Below are 13,414 nucleotides of genomic sequence, written 5' to 3'. Positions count from 1 at the left end.
CGCCCGACGACGCCGCTCGGGACGGAAAATGATTGTCCTGCGGTCGGATTCAGGCGAAACTCACGTCAGACGGCATGCCACTTGGGGAATGTATGTTCAAGACGCTGGCCGAAGCGGGTGATGCCGAGGCACAGTTCAATCTGGCGCTGATCTATGCCGAAGGCGCGGGCCTGCCGCAGAACCCGCGCGAGGCGCTTTTCTGGGCATGGCTGGCCAGGATCGAGGGCGTGGCCCCGGCCGAGGTGCTGGCGGATAAGCTGCAATCCGCCCTGCCGCCCGACGCGTGCGAGGCGCTGGCGGCGCGGCTGGAAGCCCGGCTTGCGCCGCGCGTGGCCGAGGGCGACAGCGCGGCCATGCTGGGCCTTGCGCGGGTGCTGCTTCACCTGCGCCCGAAACCCGATGCCCGGCGGGCCTATGAATGGCTGGCCATTGCTGCCGCCCTTGGCCAGCCCGAGGCCGCCGGGGCGCGCGATGCCACGCTGGCCGCAATCCCCGAAAAGGACCGCTTCAATGTGCAGGACGGCGCGCTTGAGGCCTTCGCCGTCTGGTGCCGCGAGGCGAAAAACCCCGCTCCGGCCTGCGCCGCTGCGGGGTGATCGGGGCTTTCCTGACGGCTGCGGGATCAAGGGCGGGGCTGCCGGTTCGGTGACCGTGCAAGGCCGCTGCCGAAGGGGTGCCGGTTCGAGCGCAGGCTGGGGCGCTTCCGGCCCCGTCCCTTGGGTGTTCGGTGGTGTCAGTGCCGGCGCAGGCGCGCGACGGCCTTGGCCTCGTCCAGATCAAGGCCGGCTTCGGCGGCGATGGCTTCGGGCTCTTCGCCCTTGCGGGCCAGTGCGATGGCCTGTTCGATCATCCGCTCGCCGGTCAGCCAGTCGAGATCGGATTGCAGGCTGTCGGTGGTGGCGCTGATCCGGTCCAGGGCCGCGGCGTGGCGCCAGTCCATGTCGTGCAGCCGTTCGGCAAGGCGTTGCTCCAGCGCGGCAAGCTGGTCCTCGATCGGGGCAGAGGTGCCCGCCGGGACGGCAACAAGCCTTTGCCGCCGGCGGTGCAGCGCGAAGGCAAGCGCGCCGCCCGCAGAGACGGTCAGCGCAAGGGACAGGACGAGAAGGGGGCTCATGCCAGACGATGCTCCGGTTCGGTCGGGTCTCAGGGCTTCAGGTCGAGATAATCCGCGAACAACGCATCGGTGAGGCGTTCAATGTCGATGGGATATTTCCCTTCGGCGATCGCGGTCTTGATCTTCTGCACCAGTTGCATGTCGACGGGCGGACCCGAGCGCAACTCGTCCGGCAGGGCCAGAGCGGCGGCACTCAGTTCGACCGTCTCGCCAGCGGCGCGGGCAGGGCCGGCAGCCCCTCCTGCACTGCTGCGGTCCACGCGCGGGGGCGTGTCCTTGGACAGGCGTTCGAGACGGCTTGGGCCGGGTGTGGGGACGAGAGATTCGACCATTTTACCCTCCTTCTTCCCTCTCGTAACGGTTGGATCTTAACGCATGTTAGGCCGGACCTCGGCCATATTTCTTGCGGTGACGGTGGCGCGGACGGTGGCGCCGCTGGACAGGTTGCGGATCTCGACCAGATCGCCCAGCGCGCCGTCGGACAGCGCCTCGCCGGGGGCGAGCACCTCGATGGCGCCCACGGCCACCCGCAGCGCGACCGGCCCGCCGCGGCTGACCAGCCAGTCGGGTTCCAGATGCCGGGGCAGGATCTGCTGACCCGGCGCCAGCGCAACCCGCAGCTTGCGCCCGGCATAGGCATCCAGCAGCGCGGGCGGGGCGCCTTCGTGAAGCGCAAGGTCGGCCCGGGCGATGGTGGCGCCCTTGGCCAATGGCCGCCTCAACGCCGCCGTGGGGCCATGGGCGGTTTCGGCCGTCGCGGCAGAAGGATCGTGGCGGACCGGCGCACGGGTGCGCAGGGCGCGTTTCCAGCGGGGTGCGTCGCAGGTCAGTTCGGCCGTGGTCCAGTTGCCCTGAAGCGGCGTCACCCGCGGCGGGTGCGTGCAGGGCGGCAGCGGGCGCAGGCTTGCGGGCGGCTCGGCGGCAACGCCGGCCTTGGCCATGGCGGCCGCGATCAGGGCCGCGGCCTCGGGCCCGCTCAGGCCTTGCGGCGCGGCGGCGGCGGGAAGGGCGCAAAGCGACAGGATCAGCAGCGCCCTCATCGCCCGGTCTCGATGAAGCGAACGGGTCTGCCGGCAAGGGCGGTGGCGGGCACCGTCGGATCAAGGGGCCGCAGCCGGGCCGAGCGCGCGGTCAGATGGACGATTTCCAGCATCTGCGTCGATCCGCCATCGGCGGTAAAGGCAAGGCTGCCGGGCGTCAGCCCGTTCGCCCGCCCGACCTGCACCTCGCCGGCCGAGGTCAGCCGTGCCGTCACCGGCTCGCAGCCCTTGGCGTCCAGAAGTGCGGCCAGTGCCCGGTCCGCGCCTTTGGTCAGGGCCGCGGCCAGCGCCTCGCGTCCGGGCTGGACCAGCACCGCAAGCCCGCCCAAGGGCGAGGCGCCGGGCAGGCGGACCCGGCGGACATGGCGCTGCACGCCGGTCGTGCCGTCGCCCGCCGTCAGATGCAGTTCCAGATCCAGTTCCAGCACCGAAGGCCCCGCCATCCGCAGCCGGATCACCGGGGTAAAGCCGTGCCCGCCGCCGGCAAGACGCACCGAACCGCGGGTCAGAACCTCATAGTCGAAGCCTTCGCCGTTGCGGCTGGTGCGCGGCATGGCGCGATCGGTCACGCGGGACAGCTGCACCGCCGGGTGCCGCGCCAGCCCTTCGACCATGCGTTGCGCGATCAGCCCGGCCAGTTCGCCCGACCATGGCGGGCCGTGGGGATCGACATGGATCTGCGGGGCATAGGCGGTCACCAGCAGCGTGCGGATCGGGCAAAGCGGCCCGGTGCCCTCGCCCACAAGCGCCGAAATCCTGACCCGCCAGACCTGTCCCGACAGGGTTTCGTCAAGGATGCGGTGGTCCAGAACCCGCCCCACCGTCCGCACCATCGCCACATCCGAGGTGACGATGCCGCGGCTGGTTGACGTATGGCCCGCGACATCGGCGCCCGCCACCAGCGCCGCCGCCAGCAACGCATCTGCGACCGCCCGTCTTCGCGCGGCGTCGCGGTCCGAGGCCGAGGTGACGGTGCCGAACCCGATGGCCTCGACCCGGATCGGCTGGGCGGTGGCGGGCAGCGCGCTGCATGTCAGCACAGCCAGCAAAAGCAGCAGGCGTCTCACATCCGCCTCGCCGCTTTCAGGATATAGGCCACGGTATCGGGATCAAGGGCCAGTTCCACCTCGTAGGTGTCGGCACCCTTCGGCGTGATCCGCACCGTCCGCGCGCCGCGCAGCGTGCCCTGCACCGTGGCGTCGATCCGGTCGCTGACCGCGACAGTATCCCGAACGGTCGTGCGGGAATCCAGTCGCAACCCATGCACCTGTTCGGCCAGATCGCGCATCGCTTCCAGCCGGGCGGCGCGCAGCGCCATCAGGCGCCTCTCGTTCAGGGTCTTGCCGGGCTGGCCTGCGACCTGCGCAAATCCAAGGCCGCTGACCAGTGGCCGGTTCGGCGCGGCCGGGCTGGCGGATGCCACCTGCCGCCGTGCGGGCGGATCAAGCCGATCAAAGGAATCCTTCATCTGCGCCAACGCTTTCGTGCGGGCGCCGGCATCCGGGGGCAGGGCCTGAACCGCCCGCGGGGGGGCGGGCTGGCAGGCCAGAAGCACGGGCAGCGCAAACCCCGCCAGAAGCAGGCCGGAGAGGCGAGGACGTTGGGACATGGGCGGCGTCCTTGGCTGGAAACGGTCAGGTCACCGATTGCAAGCGGCGTGCCATCCGATGCCTCGGCACTGGCACGGCGCTTGCAGCGAACCGCCCGAACCGGCCTGCCAGATGAGTGATGCGAATGCCCCGATTGCCGCGCGCCCCCCAGACCCCAAGGCCCCGCAGCCTTCGGCACGCCACGGTGCGCGCATGAGCGCCGCCGTCGCGTCGCAGGGCTGGGTCGGCCGGCTGGGTGGCATGGCGCTGCCCGCGGGCATTCTGGTGATCGTCGCCATGATGGTGCTGCCGCTGCCGGTGCAGCTGCTGGATCTGTTCTTTGTCGGCAATATCCTGTTGTCGCTGCTGATCCTGATGGTGGCGCTGCACACCTTCCGGCCGCTGGATTTTTCCAGCTTTCCCAGTGTCCTGCTGGTGGCGACGGTGTTGCGGCTGGCGCTGAACGTGGCGTCGACGCGGATTGTCCTCAGCCAAGGCCACACCGGCCCCGACGCCGCCGGCAAGGTGATCGAAGCCTTCGGCTCTTTCGTGATCGGCGGCAATTTCGTCGTGGGCGCCTTCGTCTTCGCCATCCTTGTCATCATCAACCTTGTCGTCATCACCAAGGGCGCGGGGCGGGTGTCCGAGGTTTCGGCCCGCTTCACGCTGGATGCGATGCCGGGCAAGCAGATGGCGATCGACGCCGATCTGAACGCCGGGCTGATGTCGCCCGACGATGCCCGCACCCGCCGCGCCGAAGTCGCGGCAGAGGCCGATTTCTACGGGGCGATGGACGGGGCGTCGAAATTCGTGAAGGGCGATGCGATGGCGGGGATCCTGATCCTTGTCATCAACATCGTCGGCGGCATCATCATCGGCACGGCGCAGCACGGCCTTGGGCTGATGCAGGCGACCGAAACCTATGTGCTGCTGTCGATCGGTGACGGTCTGGTGGCGCAGATCCCGTCGCTGCTGCTGTCGATCGCGACCGCGATCATCGTCACGCGGGTGTCGTCCACCACGGACATGAGCGTGCTGATCGGCAAGCAGATGGGTGTGGGCCGGGCCTGGGTGCCGGTGGCGGCGGTCATGCTGATCCTTGGCCTCGTTCCGGGGATGCCGAACCTGTTGTTCCTGATCGGTGGCGCGGCTTCGGCGGCGGTGGCCTGGCTGACCTACGGCCGCGACGGCAGCACCACGGGCCTGGATGCCGCGGGCGGCGATGCGGCCCCCCCCGAGGGCGAGGCCAAGGCCGGCCCCGAGGCGATCACCGCCGACGAGGTGACCGATTACGCGCCGATCTCGCTTCAGATCGGCTACGGGCTGATCCCGCTGGCGGGCGATGGCGGCGGCGCGCTGGTGGCGCGGATCACCGCGATCCGGCGCGACGTGTCTAAGGCCTTGGGCTTTGTGGTGCCCGGCGTGCGCATCCGCGACGATCTGGGCCTTGCGCCGAACCAGTATCGCATCCGCGTGGGGCAGGCGATCCTGGGCGAGGATACCGTGCATCCCGACCGCAAGCTGGCGCTGCCGGGCGGCGGATCGCGGCGCAAACTTCAGGGGATCGCGGTGAAAGACCCCAGCTTCGGGCTGGATGCGGTCTGGATCCTGCCGCATCAGGTGCCCGAGGCCGAGGCCGACGACCATGTGGTGGTCGAGCCCGAGTCCGTGATCGCCACCCATCTCAGCCAGATTCTGGTGAAGCATGCCGCGCTGCTGATCGGGCAGGACGATGTGCAGGGGCTGGTGGACAACCTTGGCCGGGTGGCGCCGACGCTGGTGCAGTCGGTGGTGCCGAAACTGGTTCCGCTTCATGTGCTGACGGCGGTGCTTCGGGCGCTTCTGGCCGACCGTATCCCGGTTTCGGATATGCGGCGCATTCTGGAAGGGCTGGCGGAACTGGCCGCGCGCAACCTGTCATCCGCCGACATGGCCGAGGCGCTGCGCCCGGCGCTGGTGCCGCTTCTGCTGCAACAGATGGGCTCGGTCACCCAGCCCCTGCCGCTGATCACGCTGGAGCCGGATCTGGAACAGCTTCTGCTGCGCTCGCGCCGGCAGGGTGAAGATATGCTTCTGGTCGATAACGGGTTGGCGCAATCGCTGCTGACGGCGCTGGCCGAACGGCTGGAAACCGCCTCGGGGCAGGGGCGGCAGGCGGTGGTGATCGTGGCGCAGCCCCTGCGCCGGGCGTTTGCCGCCTTCGTGCGCCCGCATCTGCCCGATGCGGTGGTGATCGGCATGGGTGAGTTGCCCGAGGCGCGCCGCGTCGAGGTGGTGGGCACGGTGGGCGGCGCAACCGGCCTGCCGGCCAATGCGGGGGCGCGCTAGGCCATGGGCATCCTGACCGTCCGCGCCCCCGACAGCCAGCAGGCAATGGAAGAGGTCTTGCGCCGGCTGGGCCCCGATGCCTATATCCTGTCCACCAGTCAGCGCGACGGCATGATCGAGATCCGAGCCGCGCGCGATCTGCCCCCGCCCGCGCCCTCGTCCGGTCAGACTTTTGGCGACTTTCTGGAAGCCCGCCGGCGCGAGACAACAGCCGAGCGACCGGCACTGGTGGCCGAGCGTATCTGGATGCCGCCATCGCCTGCAAAGGGCCTGACCCCCTTGCCGCGTGGCATCGACGCAATGGCGCAGGCGCTGCTGTCGGCGGCGCTGGCCGATCTGCCCTCGCGGGTGGTGATCGTTGGGCCGCCCGGTGCGGGAAAGACCATGCTTGCACTGCGCTTTGCGGCACTGTTTCTGGAAGAACGCCCCGGATGCGAGCCGCTGATCGTGGCGCCGCGGCTTGGGTTCGAGGCCCCCGACGCGCGGCTGCGCCACTGGTCGCGGCTGGTCGGGTTGGAACTGACATGGCCGCAACTGGCCGATCTGGCGCCGGCGCCTTGGCCCGCGCCCGATCCGGCCCGCCCCGAGATCGTGGATCTGTCCTGCGCCCCCGATGCGGGGCCCGCCCTGCTGGCCGATCTGTTGCGTGGCGACAGCGAGCTGATCCTTGCGCTGCCCGCGGGGCTTTCTCCGCGGATGGCGGGGCGGCTGGCTGCGGATTTCCCCGGCGCCACGCTGTGCCTGACGCGCACCGACCTGTGGGCGCCCGACGCGGCCGAGATCGGCGCGCTGGCGGCCAGCGGCTTGTCGCTGGGCTGGGAAAGCTGCGGCACCGGGATTGTGGATGTGTTGCGCCGGATCGACCGGGCGCGGCTGGATGAGTGGGCGGCGGATTGGCCCGAAGGGTCCGAGCCCGAAAAGGAGGAGCGGCAATGATCCATGCGCGCGGATATGCTGAGCAGGCGCAGACCCCCGAGCGGCTGGTGCGGGCGCATATGGACCTTGTGCGCCGCATCGCCTGGAACCTGAACGCCCGGATCGGCCGCAAGGTCGAGATCGACGACATGATCCAGATCGGCTACATGGGCCTTGTCGATGCCAGCCACCGCTATGAACCGCGCGAAGGCGTGACCTTCGCCGCCTATGCCGCGATCCGCATCCGCGGCTCGATCATGGATTTCCTGCGGTCGAATTCGACGCTTTGCCGCACCACGATCATCATGCAGCAGAAGGTCAAGGCGGCGGTGCAGCGGCTGGAAGGCCGGCTGATGCGCGCCCCCGAGACGCCCGAGGTGGCCGAAGAACTGGGAATGCCGGTCACCGAGTATCAGGACTGGCTGGCGCAGTTCGCCACCAGCCAGACCGCCTCGCTGGATGAGGTCTATGACGACCAGTCCTCGCTGTTCCAGAACAACGACCCATCGGCCGAGGACCGGCTGCAACTGACGCAGATGCGCGGCCTGTTGCGCCGCGCGCTGGGAAAGATGCCCGAACGCGAGGCGCTGCTTCTGCAACTGATCTTCGTGGACGAACTGAACGTCTACGAGGTGGCCGAGATCCTTGGCGTGACCACGGGGCGGGTGTCGCAGATCAAGAAGGCCGCGATCGAACGGCTGCGCGGCTTCATCGGCGAGATGCAGGGCGAGGACTGAGCCGGATCGGGCCATCCGTCACGGGCGCGCCTCCTGCAACCCGACCGCCGCCGGGGCGCAGGAGGCGCCACCGGATCAGATCGGCTCGACGATCGAACCCGCGGCAAGACGCTTGGCCCAGGCATGGACGTCTTCGCCGATGCGGTCGCGCAGATCGGGCACCTGAGCCACCAGCGCCGCCGCGGCCCGTTCGCGCAGACCCGCGACATGGGCCAGCGCCGAGGGGCGCACCTCTTGCCAGTCGGTCTCGCCATCCAGCCGCATGAACAGCGCCGTGCCGCTGTCGCGCACCTCCCAGCCGATGCCGTAAAGGTCAAAGCCGTTTTCGCCCTCGGGGTTGCTGTCCTCGCGGCGTCGGATCATGTGCATCCGCGCGTATTCCTCCAGTGCGTTGCGGGTGCGTTGCAGGATTTCGGCCGCGATCTCGGACCAGCCCAGCGCAAGATCCGCCGACAGGTCGCGCCACGGCAGGGTGGGATCGGTGCGGAAGGCCAGCGCGTCGACCCCGGGGTACTCCGCGATCTCGTAACTGGCAGAGCCGATACGCAGGCGCGCGATCGCCACCGGGCCTTCGGGCGGCGTTGCCAATGGGGTGGTGGCAGGCGCCTGAAGGGGCGGCTGCGGGCGCCGTTCGACCTCGCAGGCCAGCACGTCGAACCCTTCGGGCGTCAGGTCAAGCCGTCCGGCCGTCAGCGCGGCAAGGCCCGCGATCTGAAGGCTGGTCTTTTCCGCCAGTGTCGGTTGCTCGCCCGCGGCAAGACGCAGAAGGCCGGTCAGCGAATGCGAGGCGGGGTGGGTGTCATATTCCGTGATCGCCTCGATCAGGGCCAGCATCCGATGCGCCATGGCGGGGGCAAGCGCCGCGGCCGCGGGGCTGGCCGTTCCACTGGCGGATGCGAATCTCTCTGTCACGGCTTTTCCTCCGTCTGGGCTGCTCTTTGATGTGAACGGATCGGACCAGGCGTGATTTAGGGCCGCGGGGGCGGTGGTGGACGATGCGTTGTGCGGGTGCCGATCTCCTGCGGGGGGAAACACCTTATTAGGAATGGGCAGTGCATACTTATTGGTGTCGGGCCGATACGGCTGGCCCGGCCGCGAAGGGCGGCGTTTGCCGTATCCTTTGACGCAGGCGGAAGACCGCACCACCCGACGCCGGTCCGAACGGAGAACGAGATGAGCGACAGCCTGACTGCCCCGCACGCCCACGGATTTCATGCGGTCAAACCCGCCCCGGCCGAGACGCTGGCCGATGACGAACCGCGGCTGCCGTCGGGCTGGTGGCTTCTGCCCTCGGTGGTGATCGGGGCGGGAATGTGGGCGGGGCTTGCCGCGCTGATCATGCTGTGACCGGACCGGCCCTGCGCCGGTCAGCAACTAGTTCCAGGTTTCAAAAGATTTTCCCGTCGCCATGACCGACATGCCTCTTCTTCGCCGACGCGGGTCAGCCGTCACGGATGCGGCGGCGGAAGAGTGCTGGATCGGCTTTTTTGACGGTGTTTCCTATCCTGTGCTGGTCACGAACGCCGAACGGGGCATCGTCTTTGCCAATCAGGCGGCCTGCCTGCTGTTGGGCGAAAGCCGCGACGCGCTTCATGGTCGGCCGTTGCACAGCCTGATCTGCTGCGCGACCGCCGAGGATCTGTCGGCGCTTGACCGCGAGGCGTTCGCCACCGGAACAAGCAGCGTCGAACGCATCCTGCCCACCTCCGAGGGCGAGGGGCGGTTCATCGTCACCCGCCGTCCGGTGGGCGAGAACATCGTGATGACCTTTCTTGATGTCACCGACCTGCGCCAGACCGAAGTCACGCTGCGCGAGCGCGAGGTGCATCTGCGCGGCTTGCTGGAACTGCATCCCGTTGTCCCGTTCTCTTTCGCGCCCGATGGCACGTTGGCCGATGTTTCGGATCGGCTGGCCAAACTGACCGGCCTGCCCGTCGATACCCGAAATCTCGAAACCTGGTGGGCTGCGATGCACCCCGAGGACCGCGCCGAACTGGAACGGCTCTGGGCTCACGGGGTCGCCCAGACGGGCACCCTTGACGCCGAGCATCGCCTGCGCGATCGCGACGGCAACTGGCGCTGGTTCCGCATCCGCGCCGTCGCGCGCCGCGATGCCGACGGGCGGATCGAACGCTGGTATGGCCTGCTGGAAGATGTTCACGACCGGCGGATGGCGGTCGAGCATCTGCGCGAAAGCGAGGCGCGGTTTCGTGCCTTTGCCGATGACACGCCGGTGATGATCTGGGTGACCGATGTCACCGGGCGCAACACCTTTGTTAGCCGGGCCTGGCTTGAGATCACCGGCCAGACGCTGGAACAGGCACTGGGCGACGGCTGGCTGACCTGTGTGCATCCCGACGACCGCATCCCCGCGCTGGAGGCGTTCGCGCAGGCGCTGTCGCGCGGGCGGGGTTATACCAACGAATACCGGCTGCGGCGGCGTGACGGCAGCTGGTCTTGGGTGATCGACGTGGGTCAGCCGCGGTTTCTGGCCGATGGCACCTTTATCGGCTATATCGGGTGTTGCGTCGACATCAACGCCCGGCGGCAGGCCGAGGATGACCGGGTGATGGCGCAGCTTCAGGTGTTTCACATGGCGCGCCATGACATGCTGACCGGCCTGCCCAACCGCCACTACTTTGCCGAATGCTATCAGGAGGCGTTGGCCGGTCTGGGGCGGGGGCGGTCGGTTGCGGTGCTGATGCTGGATCTGGACGGGTTCAAGGCGGTGAACGACACCCGCGGTCATCCGGTCGGCGATCTGCTTCTGCTGCAGGTGGCGGACCGGCTGCGCACCGCGGTGCGTTCCACCGATACGGTGGCGCGGCTGGGGGGCGACGAATTCGCGGTGATACAAACCCCGGTCCGGTCCGAGGATGAGGCGGCAACCCTTGCGCAGCGCCTGATCGAGGCGGTCTCGGAGCCCTATGAACTGGACGGCACGGTGCCCGAGATCGGTGCCAGTATCGGCATCGCCTTCGCCCGCCGCCGCAGCGATACGGTCGAAGAGGTGATGCGCTCGGCCGATGTGGCGCTTTATGCTGCCAAACAGGCCGGCCGCGGCACGTTCCGCGTGTTTGACGAGGCGACCGATTTCCACCTTCAGTCGCGCCAGAAGATGAAGGCGGCCCTGCGCGCGGCGCTGGGTAAGGGCGAATTGAGCGTGTTCTTCCAGCCGCTTGTCGCGTTGCTCGACCGGCGCGTGACCTGCTGCGAGGCGCTGATGCGCTGGCACCGCCCGGGCGAGGGCTGGGTGGGGCCGGATCAGTTCATTCCCGTGGCCGAGGAAGCCGGCCTGATCGGCGCCATGGGCCGATGGATCCTGCACGAGGCTTGCGCGCAGGCGATGGGCTGGCCCGAAGATGTGTCGGTTGCGGTCAACCTGTCACCGCATCAGTTCCGCTCGGGTCTTCTGGTCGAGGATGTGATCTCGGCGCTGCGGGCGTCGGGTCTGTCGCCGCATCGGCTGCAACTGGAAATCACCGAGTCGGTGCTGCTTGACCCGACCGACCGCAACGTGGGCGTGCTGCAAGAGTTGCGCAAGGTCGGCGTGAAGATCGTGATGGACGACTTTGGCACCGGCTATTCCTCGCTTGGGTATCTGCGCAGCTTTCCGTTCGACAAGATCAAGATTGACCGTTCCTTCATCCGCGATCTGCCGGATGCGCGTGAGGCGCTGGCGATCCTGAAGGCGGTGGCCGGGCTGGGGCGCAGCCTTGACATGCGCACCACGGTCGAAGGGGTCGAGACGCAGGCCCAACTGGATTGCTCGCTGGCCGAAGGTGTGGATGAAGCGCAGGGTTATCTGTTCTCGCATCCGCTGCCGGCCGAAGAGGTCTGTGCCTATATCTCCCGGTCTCGCCGCTAACACGTTACTGAAAAGGCTTTTCAAGTCACCGCGCAAGGAAGGGTCATCCGGGCGATCGGTATCGACACTTACACAACAGGACGCTTTCGGTCGCTCATCGCGAAAAGGTTCTGGCTTTGGGCGGTGGAGTGGATGCGTCCGGGACGTGTTCGGCGGCCTGCAAAGCCCATGCGCGGGCGATCCGGGCAAAGGGCTGGCGGGCCGGTGTTCGGCCCGCCGACCCGTTGTCGCGTCAGGCCATCCGGCCGGTCTCGGCCAGCCGGACATGCCATGACAGGGCTTCTTCCAGCACATGCGGGGTATGGCCGCCACGGGCCGAGGCGCGGGCGAAATAGTCCCGCATCAAGGGCTGATAGTCGGCATGGACGCAGTTGGCGATGATCGTCGCCGCCCGTTCGCGCGGGGCAAGGCCGCGCAGATCGGCAAGGCCCACCTCGGTCACGAGGATGTCCACGTCATGCTCGGTATGGTCGACATGGCTGACCATCGGCACCACCGACGAGATCGCGCCATGTTTCGCGATGGATTTCGTCACAAAAACGGACAGATAGGCGTTTCGTGCGAAATCGCCCGAGCCGCCGATGCCGTTCATCATCTGCGTGCCGCCGACATGGGTCGAGTTCACGTTGCCGTAGATGTCGAATTCCAGCGCGGTGTTGATGCAGATCAGGCCAAGGCGACGGACCACCTCGGGGTGGTTCGAAATCTCTTGCGGGCGCAGCATCAGGCGGGGCTTGTATTCGGCCAGACGGGGCAGAACCTCCTGGTATTTCCGTTCCGACAGCGTGATCGACGAACCCGAGGCAAAGCGCAGCTTGCCTGCGTCGAACAGATCGAAGGTCGAGTCCTGCAAGACTTCGGAATACATTTTCAGGTCGTGGAAGGGCGTATCGATGAAGCCGTGCAGCACGGCATTGGCGATGGTGCCGATGCCGGCCTGCAACGGTTGCAGCGTGTGGTCCAGCCGGCCGGCGCGGACCTCGTGCAGCAGGAACTCTGACAGGTGGCCGGCGATGGCGCGGGTGTCGTCGTCGGGGTCAAGGATGGTCGAGGAACTGTCGAGCTTTTCGGTCACCACGATGGCCGCGATCTTTTCGGGCGGAATCGGGATGAAAGGCAGGCCCACGCGGCTTTCGGGCGTCACCACAGGGATCGGCATCCGGTTCGGCCGGTAGGTCGGGATGTAGATATCGTGCAGCCCTTCCAACTCGGCGGGCTGGCTCAGGTTGATCTCGACGATGACCTTTTCGGCAAGGATGGCAAAGCTGGCCGAGTTGCCGACCGAGGTGGTGGGCACGATCCCGCCGTTTTCGGTGATCGCCACGGCCTCGATCACGGCGACATCGACGCGGGGAAGCTGGCGGGTGCGCAGCATTTCCACGGTTTCCGACAGGTGCTGGTCGATGAACATCACCTCGCCGCGGTTGATGGCGCGGCGCAGCGCAGGGTCGGACTGGAAGGGGATGCGGCGGGCCAGCACATGCGCCTCGGTCAGCGTCTTGTCGAGATCGTTGCCCAGCGAGGCGCCGGTCATCAGCGTGATCTTCAAGGGATGCTGCCGGGCGCGGGCAGCCAGCGCCATCGGCACGGCCTTGGCCTCGCCGGCGCGGGTAAAGCCCGACATGCCGACCGTCATGCCGTCTTCGATCAGGGCTGCGGCCTCTTCGGCCGTGGCGATGCGCTCGCGCAGGCGACCGCAGCGGATCCTGTCGTTGTGAACGCCGTCGAGCATGGTCTCCTCCGTGAAAAAATATTCCTCCCGTGCCGGGCGGGCCTTTCGGTCGCTGCCGACAAGAATCTTTCGTAAAGCGGGGGGCGTTGGT

13 protein-coding genes are annotated in these 13,414 nt (G+C 68.0%); 6 read left to right on the top strand and 7 right to left on the bottom strand.

The features are described 5' to 3' along the window. Positions 1-92 precede the first annotated feature (92 nt). Entirely contained in the window at positions 93-596 is a 504-nt protein-coding gene (locus CRO07_RS14530) for an SEL1-like repeat protein (RefSeq protein ID WP_235841015.1), read from the top strand. A gap of 137 nt (positions 597-733) precedes the next feature. Here CRO07_RS14530 and CRO07_RS14525 read toward each other — a convergent pair whose 3' ends face one another. The 5 genes from CRO07_RS14525 to CRO07_RS14505 are packed head-to-tail and all read right to left on the bottom strand — an operon-like array spanning position 734 to position 3,763. Then, positions 734-1,114, bottom strand: coding sequence for a hypothetical protein (locus CRO07_RS14525; RefSeq protein ID WP_097031388.1), 381 nt, complete (start codon positions 1,112-1,114; stop codon positions 734-736). 29 nt (positions 1,115-1,143) lie between these two features. Continuing rightward, the gene (gene flgM / locus CRO07_RS14520; protein WP_097031387.1) at positions 1,144-1,446 is read right to left on the bottom strand and encodes a flagellar biosynthesis anti-sigma factor FlgM; all 303 of its coding nucleotides are present in this window, start codon (positions 1,444-1,446) and stop codon (positions 1,144-1,146) included. A gap of 36 nt (positions 1,447-1,482) precedes the next feature. Then, complete coding sequence (flgA, locus tag CRO07_RS14515) at positions 1,483-2,154, bottom strand: flagellar basal body P-ring formation chaperone FlgA (RefSeq protein WP_097031386.1); 672 nt, start codon at positions 2,152-2,154, stop codon at positions 1,483-1,485. After that, positions 2,151-3,221, bottom strand: a complete 1,071-nt coding sequence (locus CRO07_RS14510; protein WP_097031385.1) for a flagellar assembly protein T N-terminal domain-containing protein — start codon at positions 3,219-3,221, stop codon at positions 2,151-2,153. Before CRO07_RS14510 ends, flgA begins: the two co-directional genes overlap by 4 nt. After that, a complete protein-coding gene (locus CRO07_RS14505) occupies positions 3,218-3,763 on the bottom strand; it encodes an LPP20 family lipoprotein (RefSeq protein ID WP_097031384.1) in 546 nt (181 codons plus the stop codon). The genes CRO07_RS14510 and CRO07_RS14505 overlap by 4 nt, the downstream gene beginning before the upstream one ends. Before the next feature lie 193 nt (positions 3,764-3,956). On the opposite strand from CRO07_RS14505, the gene CRO07_RS14500 reads away from it, so the two are divergent. Genes CRO07_RS14500 through CRO07_RS14490 form a run of 3 tightly spaced genes read left to right on the top strand, consistent with a single transcriptional unit; the run spans position 3,957 to position 7,723 of the window. After that, positions 3,957-6,071, top strand: coding sequence for a flagellar biosynthesis protein FlhA (locus CRO07_RS14500; RefSeq protein WP_097031383.1), 2,115 nt, complete (start codon positions 3,957-3,959; stop codon positions 6,069-6,071). A gap of 3 nt (positions 6,072-6,074) precedes the next feature. Continuing rightward, positions 6,075-7,007: a hypothetical protein gene (locus tag CRO07_RS14495; RefSeq protein WP_097031382.1), complete on the top strand. Its 933-nt coding sequence runs from the start codon at positions 6,075-6,077 to the stop codon at positions 7,005-7,007. Then, positions 7,004-7,723, top strand: coding sequence for a sigma-70 family RNA polymerase sigma factor (locus CRO07_RS14490; protein ID WP_097031381.1), 720 nt, complete (start codon positions 7,004-7,006; stop codon positions 7,721-7,723). Before CRO07_RS14495 ends, CRO07_RS14490 begins: the two co-directional genes overlap by 4 nt. Before the next feature lie 75 nt (positions 7,724-7,798). On the opposite strand, the gene CRO07_RS14485 is transcribed toward CRO07_RS14490, so the two are convergent. After that, positions 7,799-8,635 (bottom strand): hypothetical protein, encoded by an 837-nt coding sequence (locus tag CRO07_RS14485; protein ID WP_235841014.1) that lies wholly within the window; start codon positions 8,633-8,635, stop codon positions 7,799-7,801. Between the two features lie 261 nt (positions 8,636-8,896). Between CRO07_RS14485 and CRO07_RS18750 the strand changes: the two genes are divergently transcribed. Both CRO07_RS18750 and CRO07_RS14475 read left to right on the top strand, forming a co-directional pair. After that, positions 8,897-9,070: a hypothetical protein gene (locus CRO07_RS18750; protein WP_097031379.1), complete on the top strand. Its 174-nt coding sequence runs from the start codon at positions 8,897-8,899 to the stop codon at positions 9,068-9,070. Positions 9,071-9,131: 61 nt separating this feature from the next. Beyond that, positions 9,132-11,591: a sensor domain-containing protein gene (locus tag CRO07_RS14475; protein ID WP_097031378.1), complete on the top strand. Its 2,460-nt coding sequence runs from the start codon at positions 9,132-9,134 to the stop codon at positions 11,589-11,591. Between the two features lie 232 nt (positions 11,592-11,823). Here the strand turns inward: CRO07_RS14475 and CRO07_RS14470 are convergent, their stop codons facing one another. Beyond that, complete coding sequence (locus CRO07_RS14470; RefSeq protein ID WP_097031377.1) at positions 11,824-13,323, bottom strand: acetyl-CoA hydrolase/transferase family protein; 1,500 nt, start codon at positions 13,321-13,323, stop codon at positions 11,824-11,826. Between the last annotated feature and the right edge of the window lie 91 nt (positions 13,324-13,414).

The sequence above is a fragment of the Cereibacter ovatus genome (assembly GCF_900207575.1).
Taxonomy (GTDB): domain Bacteria; phylum Pseudomonadota; class Alphaproteobacteria; order Rhodobacterales; family Rhodobacteraceae; genus Cereibacter_A; species Cereibacter_A ovatus.
This window is presented reverse-complemented; position numbering and strand designations above follow the sequence as displayed.

Bases quoted from the DNA above. Each gene is read 5' to 3' on its own strand.
- flgM (WP_097031387.1), bottom strand. From the start codon at position 1,446: ATGGTCGAATCTCTCGTCCCCACACCCGGCCCAAGCCGTCTCGAACGC.
- CRO07_RS14505 (WP_097031384.1), bottom strand. From the start codon at position 3,763: ATGTCCCAACGTCCTCGCCTCTCCGGCCTGCTTCTGGCGGGGTTTGCG.
- CRO07_RS14470 (WP_097031377.1), bottom strand. From the start codon at position 13,323: ATGCTCGACGGCGTTCACAACGACAGGATCCGCTGCGGTCGCCTGCGC.
- CRO07_RS14525 (WP_097031388.1), bottom strand. From the start codon at position 1,114: ATGAGCCCCCTTCTCGTCCTGTCCCTTGCGCTGACCGTCTCTGCGGGC.
- CRO07_RS18750 (WP_097031379.1), top strand. From the start codon at position 8,897: ATGAGCGACAGCCTGACTGCCCCGCACGCCCACGGATTTCATGCGGTC.
- flgA (WP_097031386.1), bottom strand. From the start codon at position 2,154: ATGAGGGCGCTGCTGATCCTGTCGCTTTGCGCCCTTCCCGCCGCCGCC.
- CRO07_RS14475 (WP_097031378.1), top strand. From the start codon at position 9,132: ATGACCGACATGCCTCTTCTTCGCCGACGCGGGTCAGCCGTCACGGAT.
- CRO07_RS14500 (WP_097031383.1), top strand. From the start codon at position 3,957: ATGAGCGCCGCCGTCGCGTCGCAGGGCTGGGTCGGCCGGCTGGGTGGC.
- CRO07_RS14490 (WP_097031381.1), top strand. From the start codon at position 7,004: ATGATCCATGCGCGCGGATATGCTGAGCAGGCGCAGACCCCCGAGCGG.
- CRO07_RS14530 (WP_235841015.1), top strand. From the start codon at position 93: ATGTTCAAGACGCTGGCCGAAGCGGGTGATGCCGAGGCACAGTTCAAT.
- CRO07_RS14495 (WP_097031382.1), top strand. From the start codon at position 6,075: ATGGGCATCCTGACCGTCCGCGCCCCCGACAGCCAGCAGGCAATGGAA.